This window comes from Pleomorphochaeta naphthae, assembly GCF_055396005.1.
Genome location: NZ_AP042457.1, coordinates 749,540 through 772,813, shown reverse-complemented (window position 1 = coordinate 772,813; position 23,274 = coordinate 749,540). Strand labels below are relative to the sequence as shown.

22 protein-coding genes are annotated in these 23,274 nt (G+C 29.8%); 2 read left to right on the top strand and 20 right to left on the bottom strand.

What is annotated here, in order from left to right:
* Positions 1-29: 29 nt before the first annotated feature.
* From ACZ5SO_RS03600 to folD, 6 genes are all read right to left on the bottom strand, one after another.
* Positions 30-905: a carbohydrate ABC transporter permease gene (locus tag ACZ5SO_RS03600; RefSeq protein WP_464626848.1), complete on the bottom strand. Its 876-nt coding sequence runs from the start codon at positions 903-905 to the stop codon at positions 30-32.
* Between the two features lie 15 nt (positions 906-920).
* The gene (locus ACZ5SO_RS03595) at positions 921-1,847 is read right to left on the bottom strand and encodes a carbohydrate ABC transporter permease (protein ID WP_464626847.1); all 927 of its coding nucleotides are present in this window, start codon (positions 1,845-1,847) and stop codon (positions 921-923) included.
* Positions 1,848-1,915: 68 nt separating this feature from the next.
* On the bottom strand, positions 1,916-3,208 hold the full coding sequence (locus tag ACZ5SO_RS03590; protein ID WP_464626846.1) for an extracellular solute-binding protein: 1,293 nt from the start codon (positions 3,206-3,208) through the stop codon (positions 1,916-1,918).
* 128 nt (positions 3,209-3,336) lie between these two features.
* Positions 3,337-4,083: an NAD-dependent protein deacylase gene (locus ACZ5SO_RS03585; protein ID WP_464626845.1), complete on the bottom strand. Its 747-nt coding sequence runs from the start codon at positions 4,081-4,083 to the stop codon at positions 3,337-3,339.
* Between the two features lie 43 nt (positions 4,084-4,126).
* The gene (gene miaB, locus ACZ5SO_RS03580) at positions 4,127-5,449 is read right to left on the bottom strand and encodes a tRNA (N6-isopentenyl adenosine(37)-C2)-methylthiotransferase MiaB (RefSeq protein WP_464626843.1); all 1,323 of its coding nucleotides are present in this window, start codon (positions 5,447-5,449) and stop codon (positions 4,127-4,129) included.
* The gene (gene folD, locus ACZ5SO_RS03575; protein ID WP_464626841.1) at positions 5,449-6,330 is read right to left on the bottom strand and encodes a bifunctional methylenetetrahydrofolate dehydrogenase/methenyltetrahydrofolate cyclohydrolase FolD; all 882 of its coding nucleotides are present in this window, start codon (positions 6,328-6,330) and stop codon (positions 5,449-5,451) included. Before folD ends, miaB begins: the two co-directional genes overlap by 1 nt.
* 226 nt (positions 6,331-6,556) lie before the next feature.
* Between folD and ACZ5SO_RS03570 the strand changes: the two genes are divergently transcribed.
* Complete coding sequence (locus ACZ5SO_RS03570; RefSeq protein ID WP_464626839.1) at positions 6,557-7,165, top strand: hypothetical protein; 609 nt, start codon at positions 6,557-6,559, stop codon at positions 7,163-7,165.
* Positions 7,166-7,167: 2 nt separating this feature from the next.
* On the top strand, positions 7,168-8,343 hold the full coding sequence (locus ACZ5SO_RS03565; protein WP_464626837.1) for a hypothetical protein: 1,176 nt from the start codon (positions 7,168-7,170) through the stop codon (positions 8,341-8,343).
* A 75-nt stretch (positions 8,344-8,418) separates the two neighbouring features.
* Here ACZ5SO_RS03565 and ACZ5SO_RS03560 read toward each other — a convergent pair whose 3' ends face one another.
* The 14 genes from ACZ5SO_RS03560 to ACZ5SO_RS03495 form a co-directional block, all read right to left on the bottom strand.
* Complete coding sequence (locus tag ACZ5SO_RS03560; protein ID WP_464626835.1) at positions 8,419-9,039, bottom strand: phosphoribosyltransferase; 621 nt, start codon at positions 9,037-9,039, stop codon at positions 8,419-8,421.
* 9 nt (positions 9,040-9,048) lie between these two features.
* The gene (gene map / locus ACZ5SO_RS03555) at positions 9,049-9,813 is read right to left on the bottom strand and encodes a type I methionyl aminopeptidase (RefSeq protein ID WP_464626833.1); all 765 of its coding nucleotides are present in this window, start codon (positions 9,811-9,813) and stop codon (positions 9,049-9,051) included.
* The gene (gene nusB, locus ACZ5SO_RS03550; RefSeq protein ID WP_464626831.1) at positions 9,810-10,250 is read right to left on the bottom strand and encodes a transcription antitermination factor NusB; all 441 of its coding nucleotides are present in this window, start codon (positions 10,248-10,250) and stop codon (positions 9,810-9,812) included. Before nusB ends, map begins: the two co-directional genes overlap by 4 nt.
* 143 nt (positions 10,251-10,393) lie before the next feature.
* Positions 10,394-11,455: a peptidylprolyl isomerase gene (locus ACZ5SO_RS03545; protein WP_464626828.1), complete on the bottom strand. Its 1,062-nt coding sequence runs from the start codon at positions 11,453-11,455 to the stop codon at positions 10,394-10,396.
* A gap of 21 nt (positions 11,456-11,476) precedes the next feature.
* Positions 11,477-11,893: a flavodoxin family protein gene (locus ACZ5SO_RS03540; RefSeq protein ID WP_464626826.1), complete on the bottom strand. Its 417-nt coding sequence runs from the start codon at positions 11,891-11,893 to the stop codon at positions 11,477-11,479.
* 76 nt (positions 11,894-11,969) lie between these two features.
* On the bottom strand, positions 11,970-12,287 hold the full coding sequence (gene secG, locus ACZ5SO_RS03535; protein ID WP_464626825.1) for a preprotein translocase subunit SecG: 318 nt from the start codon (positions 12,285-12,287) through the stop codon (positions 11,970-11,972).
* A gap of 20 nt (positions 12,288-12,307) precedes the next feature.
* Positions 12,308-13,060, bottom strand: coding sequence for a triose-phosphate isomerase (gene tpiA, locus ACZ5SO_RS03530; RefSeq protein ID WP_464626823.1), 753 nt, complete (start codon positions 13,058-13,060; stop codon positions 12,308-12,310).
* Between the two features lie 3 nt (positions 13,061-13,063).
* Complete coding sequence (locus ACZ5SO_RS03525; protein WP_464626821.1) at positions 13,064-14,248, bottom strand: phosphoglycerate kinase; 1,185 nt, start codon at positions 14,246-14,248, stop codon at positions 13,064-13,066.
* A 74-nt stretch (positions 14,249-14,322) separates the two neighbouring features.
* Positions 14,323-15,327, bottom strand: a complete 1,005-nt coding sequence (gene gap, locus ACZ5SO_RS03520; RefSeq protein ID WP_464626820.1) for a type I glyceraldehyde-3-phosphate dehydrogenase — start codon at positions 15,325-15,327, stop codon at positions 14,323-14,325.
* Positions 15,328-15,624: 297 nt separating this feature from the next.
* The gene (locus tag ACZ5SO_RS03515; protein ID WP_464626819.1) at positions 15,625-16,386 is read right to left on the bottom strand and encodes a hemolysin family protein; all 762 of its coding nucleotides are present in this window, start codon (positions 16,384-16,386) and stop codon (positions 15,625-15,627) included.
* A gap of 1 nt (position 16,387) precedes the next feature.
* Positions 16,388-16,909 (bottom strand): rRNA maturation RNase YbeY, encoded by a 522-nt coding sequence (gene ybeY, locus ACZ5SO_RS03510; protein ID WP_464626817.1) that lies wholly within the window; start codon positions 16,907-16,909, stop codon positions 16,388-16,390.
* Positions 16,910-16,912: 3 nt separating this feature from the next.
* Complete coding sequence (locus tag ACZ5SO_RS03505) at positions 16,913-19,168, bottom strand: HDIG domain-containing metalloprotein (protein ID WP_464626816.1); 2,256 nt, start codon at positions 19,166-19,168, stop codon at positions 16,913-16,915.
* Complete coding sequence (locus ACZ5SO_RS03500; protein WP_464626814.1) at positions 19,161-20,132, bottom strand: PhoH family protein; 972 nt, start codon at positions 20,130-20,132, stop codon at positions 19,161-19,163. Before ACZ5SO_RS03500 ends, ACZ5SO_RS03505 begins: the two co-directional genes overlap by 8 nt.
* A 12-nt stretch (positions 20,133-20,144) precedes the next feature.
* Complete coding sequence (locus ACZ5SO_RS03495; RefSeq protein WP_464626813.1) at positions 20,145-23,273, bottom strand: hypothetical protein; 3,129 nt, start codon at positions 23,271-23,273, stop codon at positions 20,145-20,147.
* Position 23,274 lies beyond the last annotated feature (1 nt).

Below are 23,274 nucleotides of genomic sequence, written 5' to 3'. Positions count from 1 at the left end.
GAGTGATTTATCTATAAAAGAGGAAGGGGTTATCCTTTTCTAGATTCAAAAACTGCAGCTCCACCTAAAAAATATTTAGATAAAAAGCCAAATAATAAAAACATTGGAATCGAAGCTAAAAGTGCAACTGCCATCATAGCTCCTTCATCTGTTTGTTTTTCTTCACTGAATTTAGTGATATATAAAGGAATAGTTTTCATTGTTTCTTTCTGAGCAATTAACAATGGCCATAACAAGTTGTCCCATTGGTTTCTAAAACTTAAAATTCCTAAGGTTGCAATTACAGGGGTACAGTTTGGAAGAACTATCCTTGCATATATATTAAACTCTCCTAACCCATCAACACGTGAAGCATCTAAATATTCACTTGGAAAAGTTAACAAATACTGTCTCATTTGGAAAACACCAAAAGCACTAACTAAAAAGGGAATTATTAATCCTCTGTAACTATTCATCATGTTTAGACTACTTGTTACCATATATAAAGGAATCATAATTGCTTCAAATGGAATCATCATTGTAGCCATAATAGACATAAATATAAAATGATTTCCTTTGAATTTAAATTTAGCTAATCCATATCCACAAAGTGATGCCATAAAGATCGTTGTTAAGGAAACTGTTATAGCAACGATTAATGAATTAATTAAAGTTCTAAAAAAGATTGCATTATTATTATTCCCTAATATTGCTTTAACAAAGTTAGTTAGATAAGTCCTAGAACTCGTTGTAAAATACTCTTTTGAAGGTATCCAAGAAAATGGCATCGCTAAAATTTGCTTTGAGTCCATAAAAGAAGCAACAAACATAAAGGCTATTGGTAATATTGTAAAGAGCAAGACTAAAGATAAAAATATCCAAACAATGACTTCTGTTACACTTATCTTTCCCACAAATTTATTCATCTTATTTTCTCCTTCCTAATATTCGACATCATCACTATTAGACACTTTAAATTGGAGTAAAGTTAATAATAGCATGATAATAAATAAGATAATTGACATAGCACTTGCTCTTGCAATTCTTCCGTTTCTAATTCCAGTGAAATAAATATTCATTGTAATTACGTCAATTGGTTGTCTCGAAGCACCACCTTGTGTAAACATATACTGTGTAGAGAAAGTTTTTAAACATTGTAACATGGCCATTACTGAAACTAATAGTACTGTTGGTTTTAATAATGGTAATGTTATTTTCCAAAAAGTTTTCCACTTATTAGCTCCATCAACTATAGCAGCTTCATATAATGTAGGAGGAATCGAGGCTAAACCTGTGATAAATAATATAACAAAGTAACCTATATATTTCCAAAAATACACTATCATTGTTGAGGCTTGTAACATATTAGAATTTACTAACCATCCATAATCTTTACCTGTAGTTCTTAAAAGCAAATTACTGAATTGGTTAAATAAACCTCTAGGGTCAAAAAGAATCATCCAAATTGCTGCAGCAACAACACTAGATAAGACAGCTGGCATATAATATGAAATTTGGAAAAAACCTCTATGGGAAGGTTTTCTAAGTTGCATTAATAAAACAGCTATAATTAATGAGATTACAACCATAGGTATAAATGTACCTATTGTAAAAGTAATCGTTGCTCTCATTGAATTTAAAAGTGAATAACCACCATTTTCTTTGGTAAAAAGATATATATAATTATCTAAGCCAACAAAATCACGAGTTTTTGATAAAACTTTAGCATTTGTTAAACTTGTCATAAATGCATTAATTATTGGATAAAAACTAAACACTGCAAAAAAGACTACACATGGTAGCGTAAAAATAAGCCCCCATTTGGCTTGTTTTTGTTCAATGCTATATTTTTTTATTTTATTGGACATGAATCCTCCTAAAAAAATAACAAATATTTATATGGGAGTGGCTATCCACTCCCGATATAAATGATTAATTATTCTTCATCAATAAGTTCTTGAACAGAGTTCTTTAATTGTCTGTAAGCTTGAGCTGGATCAACATTTTGTTGCATTACACTCTCAACAGCATTTCTTAATAAATTTTGAATTTCAGTAGAGCTAGCACCGAAATAAACAATGTGTCCTCTTTCAAAATCTTTAGTAAATACATCACTGTAAGGCATATTATGATAAGTTTCACTATTCATCAAAGCTTTAGTTGGTTGGATAATATTAACATTTGATAAATATTCTTCACCATGAGAGAGCATGTAACCAATTAATTCCCAAGCAGCTTTTTGAGTTGCAGCATCTTCTTCATTATTAACCATGTAGTAATGTCCATAATAACATGCAGCTACATCTTTAACAGCATTTTCAAATGTTGGGAAAGGTACTACCATCCATTCACCACTGTCATAGAAATCAGGGTTATCAGCTTTAATTCTAGCTTCTTGATATAAGCCAGTCATTGCCATTGCAATGTCGTTGTTATCAGCATTGAAAAGTTTTCTTGCATTTTTATAAGTAGGAGAACCTAAGTTTTCACCATTTGGACCCCAATTTTGCATATATGTTAACCATTTTACCCATGCATCTTCACCGATTATTGCTTCTTTGCCATCTTCGCTGAATAGAGAACCACCTAATTGTTCAACCATAGGAACCATTGATTCCAAATAATATGGATATCTAAAGTCAAAACCTCTTCTTGTTAAGATATCGCCATTTTTAATAACTAATTTTTTAGAAACTTCAACCATTTCTTCCCAAGTTTTTGGGTAGTCTTTTTCAGGATCTAATCCTGCATCTTTAAATACATTTTTATTAATAAATAAAGACCAGTTTGTCAATTCTAATGGTAAACCATATACATCACCATCAATGGTTACAGGATCTAACATACCATCTACATAAGCATCAATTAATTCTTCTTTGCTATTATAACCTGCTGCTTCCCAATCGACAGGAGCTACTAAGTCTGCAGCCATAAAAGGATATTCATCATTAATTGATAAATTAAAAATAGTTGGTCCTTGCCCTGCAGCAAATGCTGTTTGAACTAATTCAATCATTTTTGTTGATGATTGTCGAGTTACATTAACTGTTACATTTGGATGTGTTTCCATAAATTCAGCAATGTATCTGTCTTCCAATTTTTGTCTGTTAGAATCTTCATGTGTCCAAAATTCGATAGTGATATTTTCACTTTCTTTTTCACCTTGTGCAAAAACAAAAGATGGGACTATCATAAAAATAGCTAAAATTGTTAATAGAATTTTTTTCATATAACCTCCAAGGTATCTAATCTATTTACATTGTAGGTTATAAAATTTTAGCTGAAAAGAAAACATATTTAATATTTCTTAAACAAAATATGCATGGAAGGTCTTTCTAGTCTTTTAAAATATTAATGTTAAAAGCTTTCATTTATTTTTTCAAAAACTGTTTGTAAATCATCAAATTTAAGTGTTACATATTTATCAAAAGGGGTTGGATCTTTATTAACAATTACTGTTTTTCCACCATGGTTAATTGTGTACATTATAAATGAAGCTGCAGGTTGCACTATCAGAGATGAGCCTAAAACCATTGATAGAGAACTATCTGAAAATGATTTACTTGCTCTCTCTAAAATAGAATAATCTAAATTCTCTCCATAAAAGACTATGTTTGGTTTAATTAGTCCACCACATGAATCACATTTTGGTATATCTCCTCTCTTAACTATTGGAGCTATGTCATCATAATGGAAAATCTTCTTACATTTTGTACAATAATGGTCTCTAATACTGCCATGAACTTCATAAACATTTTTGCTCTTTGCTTTTGAATGTAACATATCAATATTTTGAGTAAAGATGTCTTTAACCAAATTTAAATTTTGTAACTTTGTTAAAGTCTTATGGACAATATTTGGTTGATATTCTTCCATATCATACCAATTATCTTTAGCCCAGGAATAAAATATTTCCGGGTGAGAGAAAAAGAAATTGTAGTTTAAAATCTCTTCTACATTTAAATGTTTGAATTTCTTTGAATACATTCCATTAGAAGATCGAAAATCCTTAATGCCACTTAATGTTGAGATCCCAGCTCCGGTTAATACGGTTGTCTGGGAACTCGTTTTTATTAATTCAATTAATTTATCAATATCATTCATAAATTATATTATAATACTTTTTTTCTCTTTTGTTAAAAGAAAATTACACTTGTTTTCCAACTATTGTGTTTCCATTTACACTTAAGTATTCAACTTTTGCTAAATCACCGGGCTTTAATTCACAAAGTGGATTAAAAGCAACCATCTGGTTATGTTCATCCCGTGCTAACAGCTGTTTTTTATCATTTCTAGACTCTTTAGTAACTAATACTTTATGGATACCTTTTGCATATTTAGCTTTTTCTTCACTAAAAATTTCTTGTTGCCTATCAATAATCATTTGTAATCTTTTGTGTTTAATCTCATTTGAAAGTTGCCCTTCCATTTTAGTTGCGGGTGTTCCTTCTCTTGGATTCCAGAAATACATATATGCTTCATTACATCTCAATATTTCCATTACTGAAAGAGTGTCTAAACACTCTTCTTCTGTTTCTCCAGGAAAGCCTACCATAACATCAGTTGCAAAGCTTACTTCTGGTATTTCTTTACGAATTTTAGCAATGAGATTTAAATATTTCTCTCTATCATATCGTCTATTCATTTTTTTAAGTATTCTTGAATTACCGCTTTGAAGAGGAATATGTAAATGTTTTGCTACTTTTTCTTCTTTTTTAATAACTTGAATTAGTTCATCACTGAAATCTTTTGGATGTGGTGATTCAAATCTAACCCATTGTATATTATTTGTAACTTCACAAACTTTTTCTAATAAAATAGGAAATGTTATTTTATTATTATTCTTGTCTACATAATTATAACTATTTACATTCTGCCCTAATAAGGTTATTTCTCTTACATTTTTAGAATCTAAAAATTTGACTTCTTCTATTATTGAATCTAAACTTCTAGATACTTCTCGGCCTCTAACATAAGGGACAATACAATATGTACAGAAATTATTACAACCATTCATTATTGGAACAAAAGTTGAATAATCTCCTTCTTTATAATAACTTTGTAAAAAGGAATAATCTTCATCTCTATCTACATGATCGAGCCCTGTAGCTATTTCAACTACTTTTTGTTTATCATTAGTTCCTAAAACATAATCTACCCAAGGAGCTTCATCTTTTAGTTCATTTAAAAGTCTTTGAGCCATACAACCTATAACTATTAAGATCATAGGATGTTCTTTTTTTATCCTTGAATAATTACCTAAACGTCCCCAAACTCTATTTTCTGCACTTTTTCTAACTGAGCATGTATTAATTATTACAATGTCAGCATTCTCTTCATCTATAGCTTCCTTAACGCCTACACCTTCAAGCATTGTCTTTAAGGCATTGCTTTCTGCAATATTCATCTGACAACCATATGTTTCAAACCAATAGGTTTCTACTTTATCTGGTCGAATATATTTACTCATTAATTATCCTTCTCTTCATGCATTATTGCACTTTGTATTGTATTTTCCATTAGCATAGCAATAGTCATTAAACCTACACCACCTGGAACAGGTGTAATTGCTTTTACTTTTTCACTTACATTTTTATAATCAACATCTCCGACAACTCTATAGCCGCGTTTTCTTGAGCTATCTTCAACTCTATTTATTCCAACATCAATTACAATACTGTCTTCTTTAACCATATCAGCTGTTACAAAACAAGGTCTTCCTATTGCAGCGATTAATATATCTGCTTGTCTTGTTAATTCTTTAAGATTTTTAGTTTTACTATGTGCTATGGTAACAGTAGCATCTCGGCCTCGTTGAATTAACAATGATGCCATTGGCTTTCCAACGATATTACTTCTTCCAATAATTACAACATTCTTAGATGATGTCTCTATATTATAATAATCTAATATAGCCATAATTCCTTTAGGAGTACAGCTTACAAAGCAATCTAAACCAATTAGAAGTTTTCCAACATTATTTGGATGAAAACCATCAACATCTTTATCACTTCTAATTCTCTCTATTACTTCTTGCTCATTTAAATGTTTTGGAAGAGGCATTTGAACCAAAATTCCATCGACACTTTTATCATTATTTAAAGAATCAATTAAAGAATTTAATTCTTCTTGGGTGACAGTTTCATCTAAAAGAAAATCTTTATGCCCATAACCTAATCTTTCACATGCCCTTTTCTTACTTGCTACGTATGTTTGGCTTGCTGGATCATCTCCAACTAAAATTACTGCTAAAGTAGGTTTTCGATTATACTTTTCATAAAAAGATTGTGTTTTAATTTTCAATTCATCTAATTTACTATTTGCAACTTCTTTTCCACTTAAAACTATCATTATTTACCTCTTAATTGGTTTTATAACATAAATATATATTTTATAAAACAAAAGGACTTAAAAAAAACACAAAAATAATACACAATAAGTCCCCTTTTTTCTCCTTGCTTAATATTAATATAAATGATTAACTATATATGAGTTTTAATATTGATTTTACAATATATGTAACATTATTATTGTATATTTGATATAATAGATGAAACTTAAAAATTTTGAGGTATTTATGAAACGTAAACTATTGATTAGTACTATAGTCATTTCTCTTTTTTCAATTAGTAGTATTTTTGCATCCACAACTTTTTATCAAACTGGAGACCAAAAAGTTACTTTTAATGTAGGTCCGAGTATTCCTGATTTTATTTATTTCTTTAATTCATCAGGAACTTCTCATGATAGTGGATTTTATAACGGATTAGATGTATTAAAAGTTGGTGGTTATGGAGCTGTTAATTTTGATTTTTTCATTAGTGAAAAAGAAAGCCTTGGCGTAGAAGTAGGTTATGATTTTCACTATGATAATGGAGATGTTATTTATTCAAATGTTCCTATAACAGCTTTATATACATACACCCCTATTCAAAATGGAATTTGGGATCTATCTTTTTCTGGTGGCTTAGGAGTTTCTTTTAACTCTTGGGATGACCAAACTTTAGCTTCTCTCTTCACTTCATTAAAAACTAATGTTAGTTATTTCTTTAATGAAAACTGGGGAGTTGGCCTTACTACAGGAATCTATGCCGCTCCAAATATAAATTACAATAGTGATTTAACTGATGACAATGGTATAATAGCTTATTCACCTATTACAATATCTCTAACATTTAGGAATTAATTATGAAAAAATATTTTAAATTATTACCAATTCTATTATTAATGATTTTATCATTAGTTTCATGTGATAATGATGCATCTAGTGGTATCTTATCTAATATTGTAAATTCTGAATATGTTGAAGATTACAATATTCGTGCGGTTACAGCAGATAGTAATAATACTTATTTCTATACTGTTGAAGATTATGGAATTTATAAACTCGAGACTTCAACCGAAACTAAAACAGTTTTATTAGATACAAGCATTGAAGATAATATTTATAATAATATTCAGTACATCTATTATGATGAAACTCCTGATCCAAATAGGCTTTATTTTATTTATTCTCTATATGATGAAGAAGAAGAAACAACTACTAAGACTTTAGCTTATATTGAAGATCCAGAAAATTCAACCAATGCTACCCCAATAGATATTACTAATACTGAATACTCTATAATAGAGTTAACTTCAAATGGATATCTTTTATATAAAGATGATACTAAGTATTATTCCATAGAAATTTCAGAGATTGATGATTCACTTTCTTCTTCACTTTTAAATAGAACCATAGGATCTTCTTCTCTTTATCTCTCTGATACAATTGTTGTTGGGGATGAAATTATTATACAAACTGTTGATGAAGATAGTGATGATGATGATGAATTCACTTATTCTTATCTATTACCGGATACAACTTATAGTACTGATTCTGATTATATTGAAATTTCTGATAACAAAAAAATAGTTGCAGCTATTAAAGATACTAATGATTACTACTTTGTCCTTGATGATGGGTTACTTTATTCTACAAGTGATGGGGCAGAACTTGATATAGAAAATTTAGATGATGACGATTATGATTTTGATGTAGAAGCTCAAACCTTAACATTTGAAGATACTGATAATAATGTTTTATACCTAGTAACTTTTGATGATTCAAATAATGTTTTAGCATATAAAATATATATCAGTAGTGTTACTGCTGAATTTGAGGAATTAACTGAAGGCTTTGCCAATGAATTAATTTACTCTTCTGATATTGTAGGGACCTTCATCAACCAAGATTCAAATAATGGATACTATGTAGTAACTGTTGAAAACGGATACTATGATGTATCTATCACCAATTTAAATACTCTTTTAGATGATGATGATGATAACTCAGAAATTGAGAGTGTGTTTACAAATATCTAAAATTTACTAAAAAGCATAAAAAAGGATTAAATCAATATTAACGATTTAATCCTTTTTTTTATATAAGTTTGATACTTAAACTTTATCACCTCGAACTTCGTGTAAGATTGCCTTAACTTCTTCATCTTCAAATTGAGAGTCAATTTCTTCACTACTTAAACCAATAAATTCATGACAATTATAATGTATCCAAACTTCGTCCTCAGGTTTTCTAATTATATGCTTTCTGCAATAATAATCTGGCTGAATTTCTAAAGGCTCTTTATCAGGATTTTCAAAAACTTTGTAATCGAAAACAGCTATCTTAACATCTTCGCGTGGAATACCTTTACCCATAACAACTTTTGCCAAAGCATTTACTGTTTTTCCTGTATCAAAAATGTCATCAACAATTAATATTTTATCACCTGTTCTAAGATAATCTGGTGAATAAGTCCAACCGTCTACAATAACTTTTGACTGAGTTCTCAAATATCCATAAGATCTTGCTACAACCGCTGCATAAAATACGGGACGTTGATTATTTTTTAATCTAACCATCTTATAATATTCGCTCATAACATTAGCCATATAGGCTCCACCTCTAAGAGAAGCGTAAATAATGTCAGGAACAAATCCATCTTCTGTATACATTTTATGTACTAATTTTAATGCAGCATCTCTTATATCATCTGTTTTAACAAATTCTTTACTCATCTATTTCCTCTATACTTTAGTTAATATTTCAACACCATCTTTAGTTATTGCAACAGTATGTTCAAAATGGGCAGACGGTCTATTATCTGCTGTTTTTACAGTCCAACCATCTTCAAAATTATCATTAATTTTACCAGTACCCATATTAATCATAGGTTCAATAGCAATCACCATACCAGCTCTTAATCTTGGATTAGGTGATATATGTGATACATAATTAGGGATTTCAGGGGACTCATGTAATTCAAGGCCAACACCATGTCCACAATAATCTTTAACTACCCCAAAACCATTCTTTGTTGCATGATTATATACAGCCCTTCCTATATCACTAATTCTTGCATTTTTCTTAGCAGCAGCTTTTATTCCTAAATCTAAACATTCTCTTGTGACTTGACATAATTTTTCATTCTCTTCAGTACTTTTACCACCAACTATAATTGTTCTAGCACTGTCTGAAATATATCCATCTAAATCTATTCCAAGATCAACAGATACTAAATCTCCATTTTTGACTATATGTTTAGATGAAGGTATACCATGAATTACAACTTCATTTACACTAATACAAGCAGAAGCTGGAAATCCACCATATCCCAAAAAGGCTGGTTTACCACCAAGGTTTATTATATAATTATAGCAAAAATCATCAATTTCTTTGGTGCTCATGCCCTCTTTAATAAATCCACCCTCTAGAATGTCCAAAAGTTTTGCCAATTCATGACAACTTTTCCTAATTCCGTCAATTTGCTTTTCACTTTTAATGGTTATCAATTGAATTTTTCCTCCAAATTCAACTTCTTTTGAAATGCATCCAGAATACCATTAATAAATTTATAATTGACCTCGGTTGAAAAATCTTGTGATAATTTAACAGCTTCATCAATAATAATATGAGGATGTACTTCATTTTGAAGTAAACTAAATATACTTAAACGTAAAATGTTTCTATCTACAACATCAATCTTATTTAAAGGTCTGTTATAAGAAAATTCAGAAATATAGGTATCTATCTCATCTAACTGTGAGAGTGTGCCACGCAATAATAGAGCAGCATAAATTTTAACTTCATCTTCAAGAGCATCAAACTCTTCTTGAGTTAAACAGGGGTAATAGTCACTTTTATAATTATCTAGTGACAACTGATTTCTAATATCCATTTCATACAACGCTTGTAATACTAATTCACGAGCTCTGTGTCTTGTTTTCATTAAAATTCCTTACTTCTAAAAATCTAATATCTATATTGTATTTATAGTAACAAATGTTAGTAAGTCTTACAATCCATAAAAAGGTATAAAATATAAAAAAATCTCTAGCATTGCCAGAGATTTTTATCACTATAAATCTACTCTTATTTAGTTAAATAAGTTATAGTTGCTTCTTTTCTTAAATCTTTCGATAACTCAATTAAGGCATTAGAAGCTAAAGCCTGTGTTTTTTGAGTAGACAATAAATTGGTAATATATTCTCTAACTGTTGTTTTATCAGCAGGACTGATTGGATCATCTAATGTTAACAATTTAGTATCTATATGATCTTTAACCTTAATGATATGATAACCTTGCTCTGAAACAATTAAATCAGAAGTCTTTCCAATATCTAAATCAAATGCTGTATTAAAATATTCTTCTCCTAATACTGATTTTATATTTTGTGGATCATCTCGTGTTAACCAGCCAATATCTCCATCTGATGTAGTATTTGAGGAATCTTGATTATATTTTTTTACTGCTGCTTCCCAAGTAATCTTATGCGATTGTATATCAGAGGCAACACTTCTAAGTAATTTTTCATTTTTATTATTTGTTGTATTGTCTTTAAATGGAACGAAAATTTGTGCGAGATTTACAACTTCAGGATTAACTAAACTAGCCCTATTTGCTCTAAAATAGCTCTCTACTTCACTGTCTGTTGGAATGGCTTTATCAGGTGTTAAGCTACTTCCCTTCTTTAACATTAAATATTGATTAATTAAAGCTTGATCTTTTAAATATTGCTTATAATCTTCTAATGAGCCTACTTGTTGTTCAATTATTTGTTGGAATTCATCTTCTGTAATTGATCTTCCAGCTTGTTGCTCAACTAAGTATTTTTGTTGTAAAACTAATTGATTAACTTGAGCATCAGTTATTACTACACCATCACGTTCCGCACCTGCTTCTAATAATAAATTATCAATCAATGAATCAAGTACTTGTAGCTTAATTGAAGCAGCATCAACAGTTTGCCCTTGTGCTTTATACAAGGCAACTACTTTATTAACCTGATTTGTTAAATCAGTTTCTGTAATAGGTAATGTTTGACCATTAAATCTAACGATTGCAGCTGGTTTTCCGGTAGGAACCGCAGCAAAAACACAAGACACACCAACTATCATGCTTAATAATAAAGCAACTATTCTTTTTGTTTGCATAGAAAAGGAACTCCTAATTTTTTATTTAATATGTATTCTCTTACCAATTGCTACAGCTTGCTGCTCATTTTTTATAATATCACTGGTCTTTAAGTACATCCCTTGTTCTTCCATAAGTTTCATAAGAGTTTGTAACGTTTTGTTACCTCTTAAACCAGGTTTACAAACAAAGGCCATACATCTTTTCCCTGATATCGATCCACTTTTTTCTAAAAAGCTTCTAACAATTGTTGGAATCTGTCCTCCGAAGGAAGTAGTTCCCTCAGCACCTACTATTATGTAGTCATAATAAGAAACAACTTTACCTTCATCAAGTTTCATATCTATAATATCAACTAAATGATTTTGTTGTTCAACACCTTTTGCTAGGGCTGAAGCAATTTTTTTGATATTAGAATTGTTGTTAGATTTTGCTGCATATAAAACACAAACTTTCATAAAATAATTCCTCACTTTTATGTAGAAACCGATCGCTTAGGTGGCGATCGGTTATCGATATTAGATATGTAACGTATTAATTAGCAGGAGCATCTGTCCACCAAACTTCTGATTGTTGTACTTGATCTGATCCAACTGAATCCAATAGCTTGTCATCAGATGGAGCTCTGTTTACAAGTGCAATACATAAAGCTAAAATCATGAAAGCTGCACCAAGAATAGCAGAAACCTTAGTTACTACACGGCTTGTGTGGGAACCGAAAGAACTTTGAGCTGCGGAACCAAAAACTCCACCAAGACCATCACTTTGTTCATCTTGAATTGCTACGATAAATACTAATAATAAACTCACGATGATAAAAAGTACCATCAGAATAACATTTAAAACACCCATACTATTTTTACTCCGAAATATTACTTGTCAAAGCAAACAATTGGTAAGAATTTTTCTAAAGATAATGAAGCGCCACCTACTAAAGCTCCATCAATGTTCTCTTTAGCCATTAATTCTTTAACATTTGCTGCCTTTACTGAACCACCATACTGTATAATTGTCTCTTCTGCAACAGTTTTATCAAAAAGTTTTTCAATTATACTTCTAACAAAAGCGTGTGCACTATCAGCATCTTCAGGAGTTGCAGTTTTACCAGTACCAATAGCCCATACTGGTTCATATGCTAAAGTAATGTGTTTCATCATATCTTTTGAAACACCTTTAAGCCCTTCTGTTACCTGAGTTGTTAATACTTCTTCAAGTTTACCAGCTTCTCTTTCTTCTAATGTTTCACCAATACATAGATCAACATCCATTCCTTCTGATAAAGCTAAAAGAACTTTTTTATTAATCAATTCATTAGTTTCACCATAAATTGCTCTTCTTTCACTATGACCTAAAATTACATTTGTAACACCTAAATCTTTTAACATTAGAGGTGAAACTTCACCTGTAAAGGCACCACTTAGGTTATCATTCATGTTTTGGGCTGCAACAATAATATGTGAATCTTTTAATACTTCAGCAACACCAGGGATTGTTACAAAATTTGGGGCTACCATAACTTTAGCTGTACAACCTTTTGTTGCTTCAGCTAATTCTTTTGCTAATTTTACACCTTCACTTGGTGTTAAATTCATTTTCCAGTTACCTGCTATATAAGGTGTTCTCATTTTTTAATTCTCCTTTTTTTCTAAAGCTACTATGCCAGGGAGGGTTTTACCTTCTAAGAATTCTAAAGAAGCTCCACCACCTGTAGATACATGACTGATTTTGCTAGCTAAATTAAATTTGTTAATAGCAGCAACACTATCACCACCACCTACAACTGTAACAGCATCACAATCAGCTAGAGCTTTAGCTACTTCTAATGTACCTTTGCTAAATGCATCAAATTCAAATACACCCATTGGGCCATTCCAAACAACACTTTTTGCTGTTTTAATTTCAGAAACAATTAAATCAATAGTTTTTGGACCAATATCCATACCAATTAAATCGCCTTTAATTCCCTCTTCTGCTAATACAGGTTCAGCATCTTCACTAAAAGTAGCACCACAAATATGATCTACTGGAAGAATAACTTTAACGCCTTTTTCTTCTGCTTTAGCTAAGAAGCTTTTTGCTGTATCAATATAATCTTCTTCTAATAAGCTCTTACCAATTTCTTTGCCTTGAACTTTTAGGAAGGTATATGCCATACCACCACCAATAACAATGGTATCACAAGTTTTTACTAAGCTTTCTAATACTGTTATTTTACTTGAAACTTTTGAGCCCCCAATAATTGCTACAAAAGGTTTTTGAGGATTACTTAATAAAGGAGCCATATATTTAACTTCTTTTTCAATTAAGAAACCAGCGTAAGATGGTAAGAAATGAGAGATACCTTCAGTTGAAGCGTGTGCTCTATGAGCTGTTCCAAATGCGTCGTTTACATATACATCACCAAAAGAAGCTAGTTTTTTTGCAAAATCTAAATCATCAGCTGTTTCTTCATTGTAGAAACGACAATTTTCTAATAATAGAACATCACCTTTTTCTAAAGAATTAACTAAAGCTTCAACTTCACTTCCAATTACATCTGGAGCTAATTTAACTTCTTTTCCTAATAATTCACTAAAACGTTTTGCAATAGGTGCCATTGAAAATTCAGGATTTTTTTCACCTTTTGGGCGACCTCTGTGACTCATAACAACAAGTGTAGCACCTTGTTCTAATAGATAATTAATTGTAGGTAATGCTGCATTAATACGGGTATCATCTGTTACAACACCATCTTTAATTGGAACATTAAAATCAACACGAATAACAACTTTCTTGTCATTAAAATTTGCATCTCTAATTGTATTTAATACCATAGTATACTCCTATAAAAATAAAGCCTGCCCTAGCATAAACAGAGCAGGCCATCTCCTTGTTAGGGAAATTTAGATTATTTAGCAATCTTTAGAGCTAAATCAACAACACGTGTTGAATAACCCATTTCATTATCATACCAGCTCATTACTTTGAACATTTTTTCACCCATTTTCATTGTTAATAATGAATCAAAAATAGATGAATGGCTGTTTGCAACGATATCATGTGATACGATTGGATCAGCTGTGTATTCTAAGATGCCTTTTAAAGGACCGTCTGCAGCAGCTTTTACAGCAGCATTAACTTCTTCAACAGTAGCATCTTTCTTTAATTCAACAACTAAGTCTACTAAAGAACCAGTAGGAGTTGGAACACGCATTGCTAAACCGTTTAATTTTCCTTTTAATTCAGGAATAACTTTTGCTACAGCTTTAGCTGCACCAGTTGTGGTAGGAATAATTGAAACAGCACCAGCTCTAGCACGACGTAGGTCTGGGTGTGGTTGGTCAAGCATTACTTGGTCATTTGTATAAGAGTGAATTGTAGTCATTAGACCTTGTTCAATTCCGAAAGCATCATTTAATACTTTTGCTAAAGGAGCTAAACAGTTAGTTGTACAAGAAGCGTTTGAGAATGCTGTGTTTGATAAATCAATTTCATCATCATTAACACCACATACAATAGTTTGATCTATTTCATCTTTTGCAGGAACAGTTAAAATAACTTTTTTTGCACCAGCTTCAATGTGATCTTTATAACCACCTCTTGGGCCAGTTGCAGTTCTAAATACACCAGTAGATTCAATTACTACGTCTACACCTAATTCACCCCAAGGTAAATTTTTAGGATCACGTTCTTTGTAAATACGAATTTCTTTACCATCAACACTAATTGATGCTTCACCAGCTTTTACTTCATGATCATATACGCCATAAGTTGAATCATACTTTAGTAAATGTGCTAAAGTTTTAGGATCTGTTAAGTCGTTGATACCGACTACTTCAATGCTTGGATTTTTGGAAGCAATTTTAAATACATTACGTCCAATTCTACCAAAACCGTTAATTGCAATCTTCATGGAAAATCCTCCAGATTTTATTGTTAGTTTATAGCTTAGATAATACTAATTACTAAGCAAATGGTCAACGAAACTACCAAAAAAAAAGCTAAAAATATCATTTTTAGCTCAAATTGCAACAAAACGCAACACTGTTTTTCAATTATTAATATTTATTATAATAAAAAGTATATAAAACCTGATAATACCAATATTTAATATTCTTACAATCACATTAAATTGCGATAATAATTGGTACTTTTCTAATAAAAAAAATAAGGGTTTAAAACTATTAATTAATTTAAAATTATAAAGCTTTTAATCACTTAAACAGATTGAAATATTTACTATCTTATGCCCCTCTATTTGCTCAACTGTGAAGGTATTACTATCTATTTCTACACTTTCGCCTTTTTTTGGGATTCTTCCAAAATATTCTAAAACTAAACCACCAATTGTTTCAAAGTCTTCTTCTTCAAGATTTAGCTTTAGTTCTCTATTTATATCTTCTATACTAGCTCTAGCTTCAACTATGAAATGTTTATCATCAACTTTTTTAATTTCTTCTTCTTCTTCATCAAACTCATCTTGGATTTCACCTACTATGACTTCTAAAATATCTTCTAGACATACTATTCCGGAAACCCCACCGTATTCGTCAACAGCAACCGCTATGTGAATTTTTTTTAATTTAAATTCTCTTAATAAATCATCAAGATGTTTACTATCAGGAACAAAAAATGGCGGCCTCATTATATTTTTTACATTGAAATTATCTTCTATGCCTTTTCTAAGTAAATCTTTTGTATATAAAACGCCAATTACATTGTCATTATTATCTTCATAAACTGGATATCTAGAATAACCATCAGTAGCTACTAATTCATAAAATTCATCTAAACTTATTTTGCTACTAACAAATGATACATCAATCCTTGGAACCATAACTTCCCTAACAGTCATTTTGTCAAGTTCGCCTATTCCTTGAATCATAGTCTCACGTTCTACCCGTTCAGCTTCTTGGGTATCTTCTGCCGTTGTCTTATCCTTTTTTGTAAACAGATCGCTTAAAAAGCTCACTTTAATTCTCCCTAATCTCAGATAATATTTTTTCTTGCAAAACTAGCATTGGTTCTGTTTTTTCATTCGTAGCATGATCATGGCCTAGCAAATGCAATACTCCATGAATTAGCAATCGATCAACTTCCTCATCAAAAGCAACATTAAAATTTTCACAATTTCTTTCTATCGCTTTAATCGAAATAACTATATCACCAAGGATAGTATTTTCTTCATCTGTTGATGGCCAAAAATCAAATTCTTCAACATTATCAGCCTGAACAAAAGAAAGAATATCGGTTGGTATATCTTTATTTCTCCACTGTTTATTTAAATCTTGGATTTCTTCATCACTTACGAAAGTTATGGATAACTCACAAGAACTTTTATCAAACAAACTTAAAATTAAGTTAACTCTTTCCTCAATAAATTTATGAGGAATTCTCTTTTCATATTCATCTAAATTATATTCTATATCAATAATATTATTCATTTCACCTATTTCTTTATATACAATTATTATTTTTCTTTTGTTATTAGTCAATTACTATTCTTTGATATTTGATTTTTCTTCCTCGTTTGGATACTTAATTCGGGTATGTAATTTCCCAACTAAAGAATTTTCTAAAGATTGTTCTATTATTTTCAATTCACTTAAATCCAAATGGCTATCATCTAATTGTCCATGGTCTAATTTTTGTCTAACTATCATTGAAATTAAACGGCCAACTTTTTGTGCACTTGTTTTTTGAGAATGAGAAGCTGCTTCTACACTATCTGCAATCATTACTATTGCACTTTCTTTTGATCTTGGGGGATTACCTGTATAACAATAATCAGTTGGAACTACTCTATTAAATGGATTATCACTACTGTCTTTCATAGCTTCATGATAAAAATATTGTATTAAATCATTTCCATGATGTTCACTTACTATATCAATAATTTCTTGAGGTAAGGCTGCCGCTTTACATGCATCTACACCTAATTTAACATGAGAGCGAATTATTGACCCACTCATCGATGGAGATAATTCATCGTGTTTATTAACGCCATCTTCCTGGTTTTCAGTAAAATACTCTGGGTGGTCTAATTTACCCACATCATGATAAAGTGCTGCTACTCTACATAACTCAGCATTTGCATTAATTGCTTTTGCAGCTTCATATGCTAGCTCTGAAACATTTATACTATGATTATATGTACCTTGAGCATTCATTTTTAACTTTGTTATTAACTTTTGATCTATATTTCTTAATTCTTCTAATCTAAAAACTGTTGGAATATTTAAAGCACTATCAACAACTGGTAAAAAAAGTCTCTCTAGTAAAAAACATATTAAAGTGTTCAAACTTACCAAACCTATAGAAATCAATAAATCATCAAAAGGATATCCTTGAATAGCATACAAAATTATTGTCATAGAGATTGCTATTGCTAATCCAATAAACAAACTTTGTATTCTTCTCAATCTATTTTTATCATAAACTATTATGTATAAAAAGCTTATTCCTATAGCAGACAAATAGAAAAATGAGAAAAAGGTTGATACAGGAAATAAAGTTGAATACAATGCATATTGTATTGTAAATAAAAAGCCAAATCGTTTTTTTCCTGTTATATTTCTCAAAAAGAATGTTCCGAATAATACTGGAAGAGCCGGTGGTAAGACTGTAATATTTAATTTTGAACTGTAATATGTAATTAGTACAGAAAATATTAGTGTTATTATCATTAATATCAAATATATATAAGTAAATTGTACTCTTCTAAAAGTATATGAGCTTCTTGTCCAAAACCAATATAAAGAAAATGCTGATATAACTATTATTAAAATTAATCGAGCTATAATTTGTGTATTAGAGAAAATAGCACTATGAGCCTCTACTTGTTTTAATAATTCTAAATCACTTTCACTAATTATCGTATCTTTACTTAAGATTTTTTGTCCTGCCGGCACATAGACAACAACGTCGTTTATATTGTTTATTGCTTCTTTTTTCGCTAGTTCTGTAAGTAAAGAATCATAATGAACATTCGATTCTAACAAACCTTTTACAGACAAATAAAGCAACCTTGCTGTGTTTGAATTTAAAGCATCGCTGTTTTCTAACTCTAAATATGAATCTACTATTTGTTCTAAATTTTCTGTTGTTACTAATGAATCTATTGCTAATATTTTAGAATTTTCTACTTGTTCTACACTGTAAAAATCGTTTAAAACTCCTCTTAGAGATATTTTTTTAACATCTTCCGTTTCTAAGAGAGATAATTCATTTTTATCATAATACCCGGATTTTATTATATCCTTTGATATCTCAAAAACCCAAGATCCTAATATATGTTTCTCAGGTTCTGTAAGTCCTAAATAATCTTTTTTAAATATTTCTTTTTCATTAGGGCTTAAAGATACTAATAAATCAAGCAACCCTGAAATATTATCATCATCTATATTTTGATTAAAGTTTAATATTCTTCGAGTAATATCATATGTATTAGATACATCAAATGTAAAAATTGGATAAACTTTTGTTAATGCTAATTCTTTTTTTTCTTCTGTAGCTTTTTCATCTACATATTCAAAAGCTCTTTTTACATATAAATCTTCAGGAGCTAATTGCCTAATTTGAAGTGTTTCAGAATTTATATGAGTACCTGACAAATTGCCAGCAACTAAATATGGCATTATTATCATAATTGCAACAATAACTAAAGAAAGAAAGCAAAATAAAATTGCATTTTTTATATTTAACTCTTCTTGGTTTGGTCTTATTTTATTAAAAAAAGTATCTTTCTTACCCATTATCATTATCCCTATTATATGCATCTATAATCTTTTGGACAATTTTTGCTCTAACTACATCTCTAGATGTGAAATGGACAAAACCCATCCCATCAATATCTCTAAGGATTTGACTAGCATGGACTAACCCACTCCTTTGCCCTCTAGGCAAGTCTACTTGTGTGATATCACCAGTAATTATTGATTTTGAATTTTCTCCTATTCTCGTTAAAAACATTTTCATTTGTTCAATTGTTGTATTTTGTGCTTCATCTAAAATCACTATACTATTGTGCAATGACCTTCCCCTCATATATGCTAAAGGAGCAACTTCTATTAAACCATTTGCTTCTAATTTGTTTATTATAGATGGTGGCAACATCCACTCCATTGCATCGTATAATGGTCTTACATAAGGACTTATTTTTTCACTCAGTGTCCCTGGTAAGAACCCTAAATTTTCTCCAGCCTCTACAACAGGCCTTGTTAATATTAGTTTTTGTTTTTGTCCACTTGTTATTTGTGAAAGTGCATAAGCTATGGCAAGGAAAGTTTTACCTGTTCCAGCTGGACCAATTGCAAAAGAAATTTGATTTTCATTCATCATTTTTATAAATCTGCTTTGGTTAATCGATTTAGAAAAAATTGTTTTATTATTTACACTTATAAGATTATAATCTTCAAATAAAGAATTTTCAGCTAAATTATCTTGCAAATTTGGAGAATTAATTACACTTTGATATTCCATGAAAATTTCACTTTCGCTAATAATCTGATTTTCATTTACAATTAACATTTCAAGTTTTTTTATCAAAGAACTAAATATTGCTAATTTAGTTTCATCCTCATCTTCAACGAATAAAGTGTTTCCTTTTGTTAGAATTTCAATTCCCATCAAAATTTCTATATATGTTACATTTCGATCATTTGCTCCACAAATGATCCTTAATTTCGATAAATCTTCAACTACTATATTTTTTACCATTCTATATCCATTTTATGAACTGTAATCCCAGCCGTCTCCATCATCGGTAAAACTTTGATCTATTTTCAACTCTGGAAGTGAATTCCATTGTAAGAAAATCGAGAGAGTTGGTACCCATTGATAAGTATAGTTAGATAATACAACGGATCCATTGTATTTGCAATGCAAATCCCAGTCATCCATCATATGTACTAAATCTAAGGAAATCTCTTCTAAATTAAACTGTGTTGAATATATTCCATCTCCAAAAATGTCAAATGATGATAATAAATCTGAGAACATTTCACTAAAATTAAAAGTATCATCATCGTTATAATATGTATAGAACCCATAGTTTGATGTGGTTATTGAAAGATCTAATGATAAAAACTCTGCTATCTTAAATGATAAATCTCCTGTTAAACTCAAATAAGTTGAATACTTATCAGAAAAACTGTAATTGAAAGTAGTATCTAAACTTAACTTTAACCCAATCCTATTTTTCCACCAATATTTTGTATAATCATTTAAAGAAAAGGTATTTTTAAAATAATCCAATTCTACTTGAGAATCAGAGGTATAAAAATTTAACTTACTAACTAAAAAATCATTCTTGTATGTGAATAACAAAGTACTAAAATAATTCTCAATCGAGTCATCGTATAATCCATAATATTTACTTGTATAAGAAAAATATTGATTTTTATTTTTATTATTGTAAACAACATCTGATTCTAAAATTAATGAATCTAAAAATCTACTTGATGTTTTACTATCTTCTACATCATAAGTTAAATCAAAATCAAATGAAAAATTATTAAATGAATAATTTAAATAATCATCAATTTGAGTTAACTCAAATGTTGATGAATCTACATCAAAAGTGAATACTGTTTCATTCTCTATATCTCGATAATCCAATTGAAGAGATGGCTGAAATTCTAGATCTAAAGGAGGTAATTGAAAGTTTAATGAAGGTGTAATTGTTAAATCTTTTATTTTATACGCTTTAGACCATTCAATTTCATGTTTTGTTATATAATCATCACTGAATTCAAAATTATATACTTCTTCTTCAACACTTTCTGAATCATCTGTATAACTGTATTTATATAATCTTGTATTAAAATAATATGAAAGGTTCAAAAAGGGCAATTGAATAATATTTTTCGTTAATACATCAAATGATTTTAAATTATAGTCATCAAAATTATCATTATATATATAATTAAAAGAATTAGTATTTTCAAAGGCAAATTTATCAGGATCTATTTGTAAATCATTTGAGAGTGTTAAATATGATTTATTATATATATCTTTTTCATCTGAATCAGTATAATAGAATGTATTCTTAAGATTATATGTTAATTCATAATATGATGATTCATCACTTACACTCTCCTTTTTAACATTCGATTTATATAATAAATTTAATAAAGTCAAATCTTCATTACTGATATTTTCTTCTTCTTTTATTTCATTATTTTCTTTTATTTCATTATCTTCTTTTATTTCATTATTTTCTTCTTTCTCTTCTTCATCACTTTTATTTGTTAATTTTACTAATGTCCCTGAAATGGTAGAAGTTAAATAGGGAAGTGTCATTTCATCAATTATATATGAATAACTTCCATCTTCTTTTTCCCACTCATAATCAATATTTGCTTTTATACTTGTAATTTTGAAGCTGTCTATATATGGAGAGAGATTTTCAGGACTTAAGTCAAAGCTTCCATCTACTGTCCAACTGTAACTTGTAATATCTGAAGAATATGTCGTTGGAAAAGATAAATCACTCCACAAAGCGTCTATACTAAATGTAGATAAACGGTTCCCATAAGACTCTCTAACGTATGGGTCAGAAATAACTGGCATTGATATATTCAAATCCCCTGACTCAAATTCTAAAGAGGCTTCTAATTTCGTATCATACCTAAATATTGGATAATCTGTGTAAGATGTTAAATCCCCACTAATCCCATCGCTTGCAAAACTTGTTAATGCTGTAGATTTAATTTGTAAGGAATTATTTATTAAATTGAACTGTGAAGCATAGCCTAAAACAACACTACCGTTATCTTCATCATCAATAGAATTAGGTGTTGATTCATATGCATCTAATAATAATGTGAAATAACTATCCGTTTCCATAGCCCATTGTTGCAATTTCGACTCTGACTCTTCTGAATCATATATTAGTGATGAAGCAAAGGTATCTTGATTGTCTTCTGTTTGAAGTAATGATGTAAAACTGTTTGAATCTGTTGTTTTAAAATCTGGATATTTACCTAAAATCTCAAAGGTTGTATTTACAAAAAGCCCTCTTGTAGAGTTATAACCTATGGAAGGATTTCCTATCATGGTAGCCCCAGGTGAATAAAAATATGGTAAATATAAAATTGGAACCCTACCTATTGATACTTTAGCATTTTCTAAATACATGTCTCCATGATTTAAAATGGCTATTTTACTTGCACTAATTGATGAATAAGCTGTATCAGGATTTGTCGTTATAAACCCATCTTTAAGTATTAAAGAATTATTTATACTATTTAAAGTTATTAAAGAAGAGGTAGCATTTAATATTACGGTCTCATTTTCACTGTTTTCTCTCTCTGTAAAAACACTACCATCAGTTACTAATACTATATTTGTATCCCAATTTAAAGTTACTATTTGCCCACTTATATCTTGTGATATTATTGTGTTATTTTCTTCTCCCATAGAAAATACTACGTTTCCAAGAGCTACTAATTTCGAATTATCTAGATCTATTACAATATTCTCTGCTGTTAATTGTTTAGTTTCTCCCTCTTGGCTAAATTCTAATATAACATTTCCAGATAATATTATTAATTCACTAATATCTGATATTTTTTTCATAGAATTAGCATTCGTTATTTTAAAGGTAACTTGATCTATTTGATTTTTTTCATATTCTCTAACTGTAGCTTTTTCTACAGTGCTCTCACTTTCTAAGGCTTCTTTTAAAATAGATATTTTTCCTTCTCTAGAAGATGGACAATCTAAATTTCTAATTGCACACATTAATTCTAATTCTTTGTCACTAGCATCATCTAAACTGATTAAGGATAGATTACTAGCGACAATTGAATTTAAAAAGAAAAAAAATATTAGTAGTAGAAATATGGTTTTCTTCATA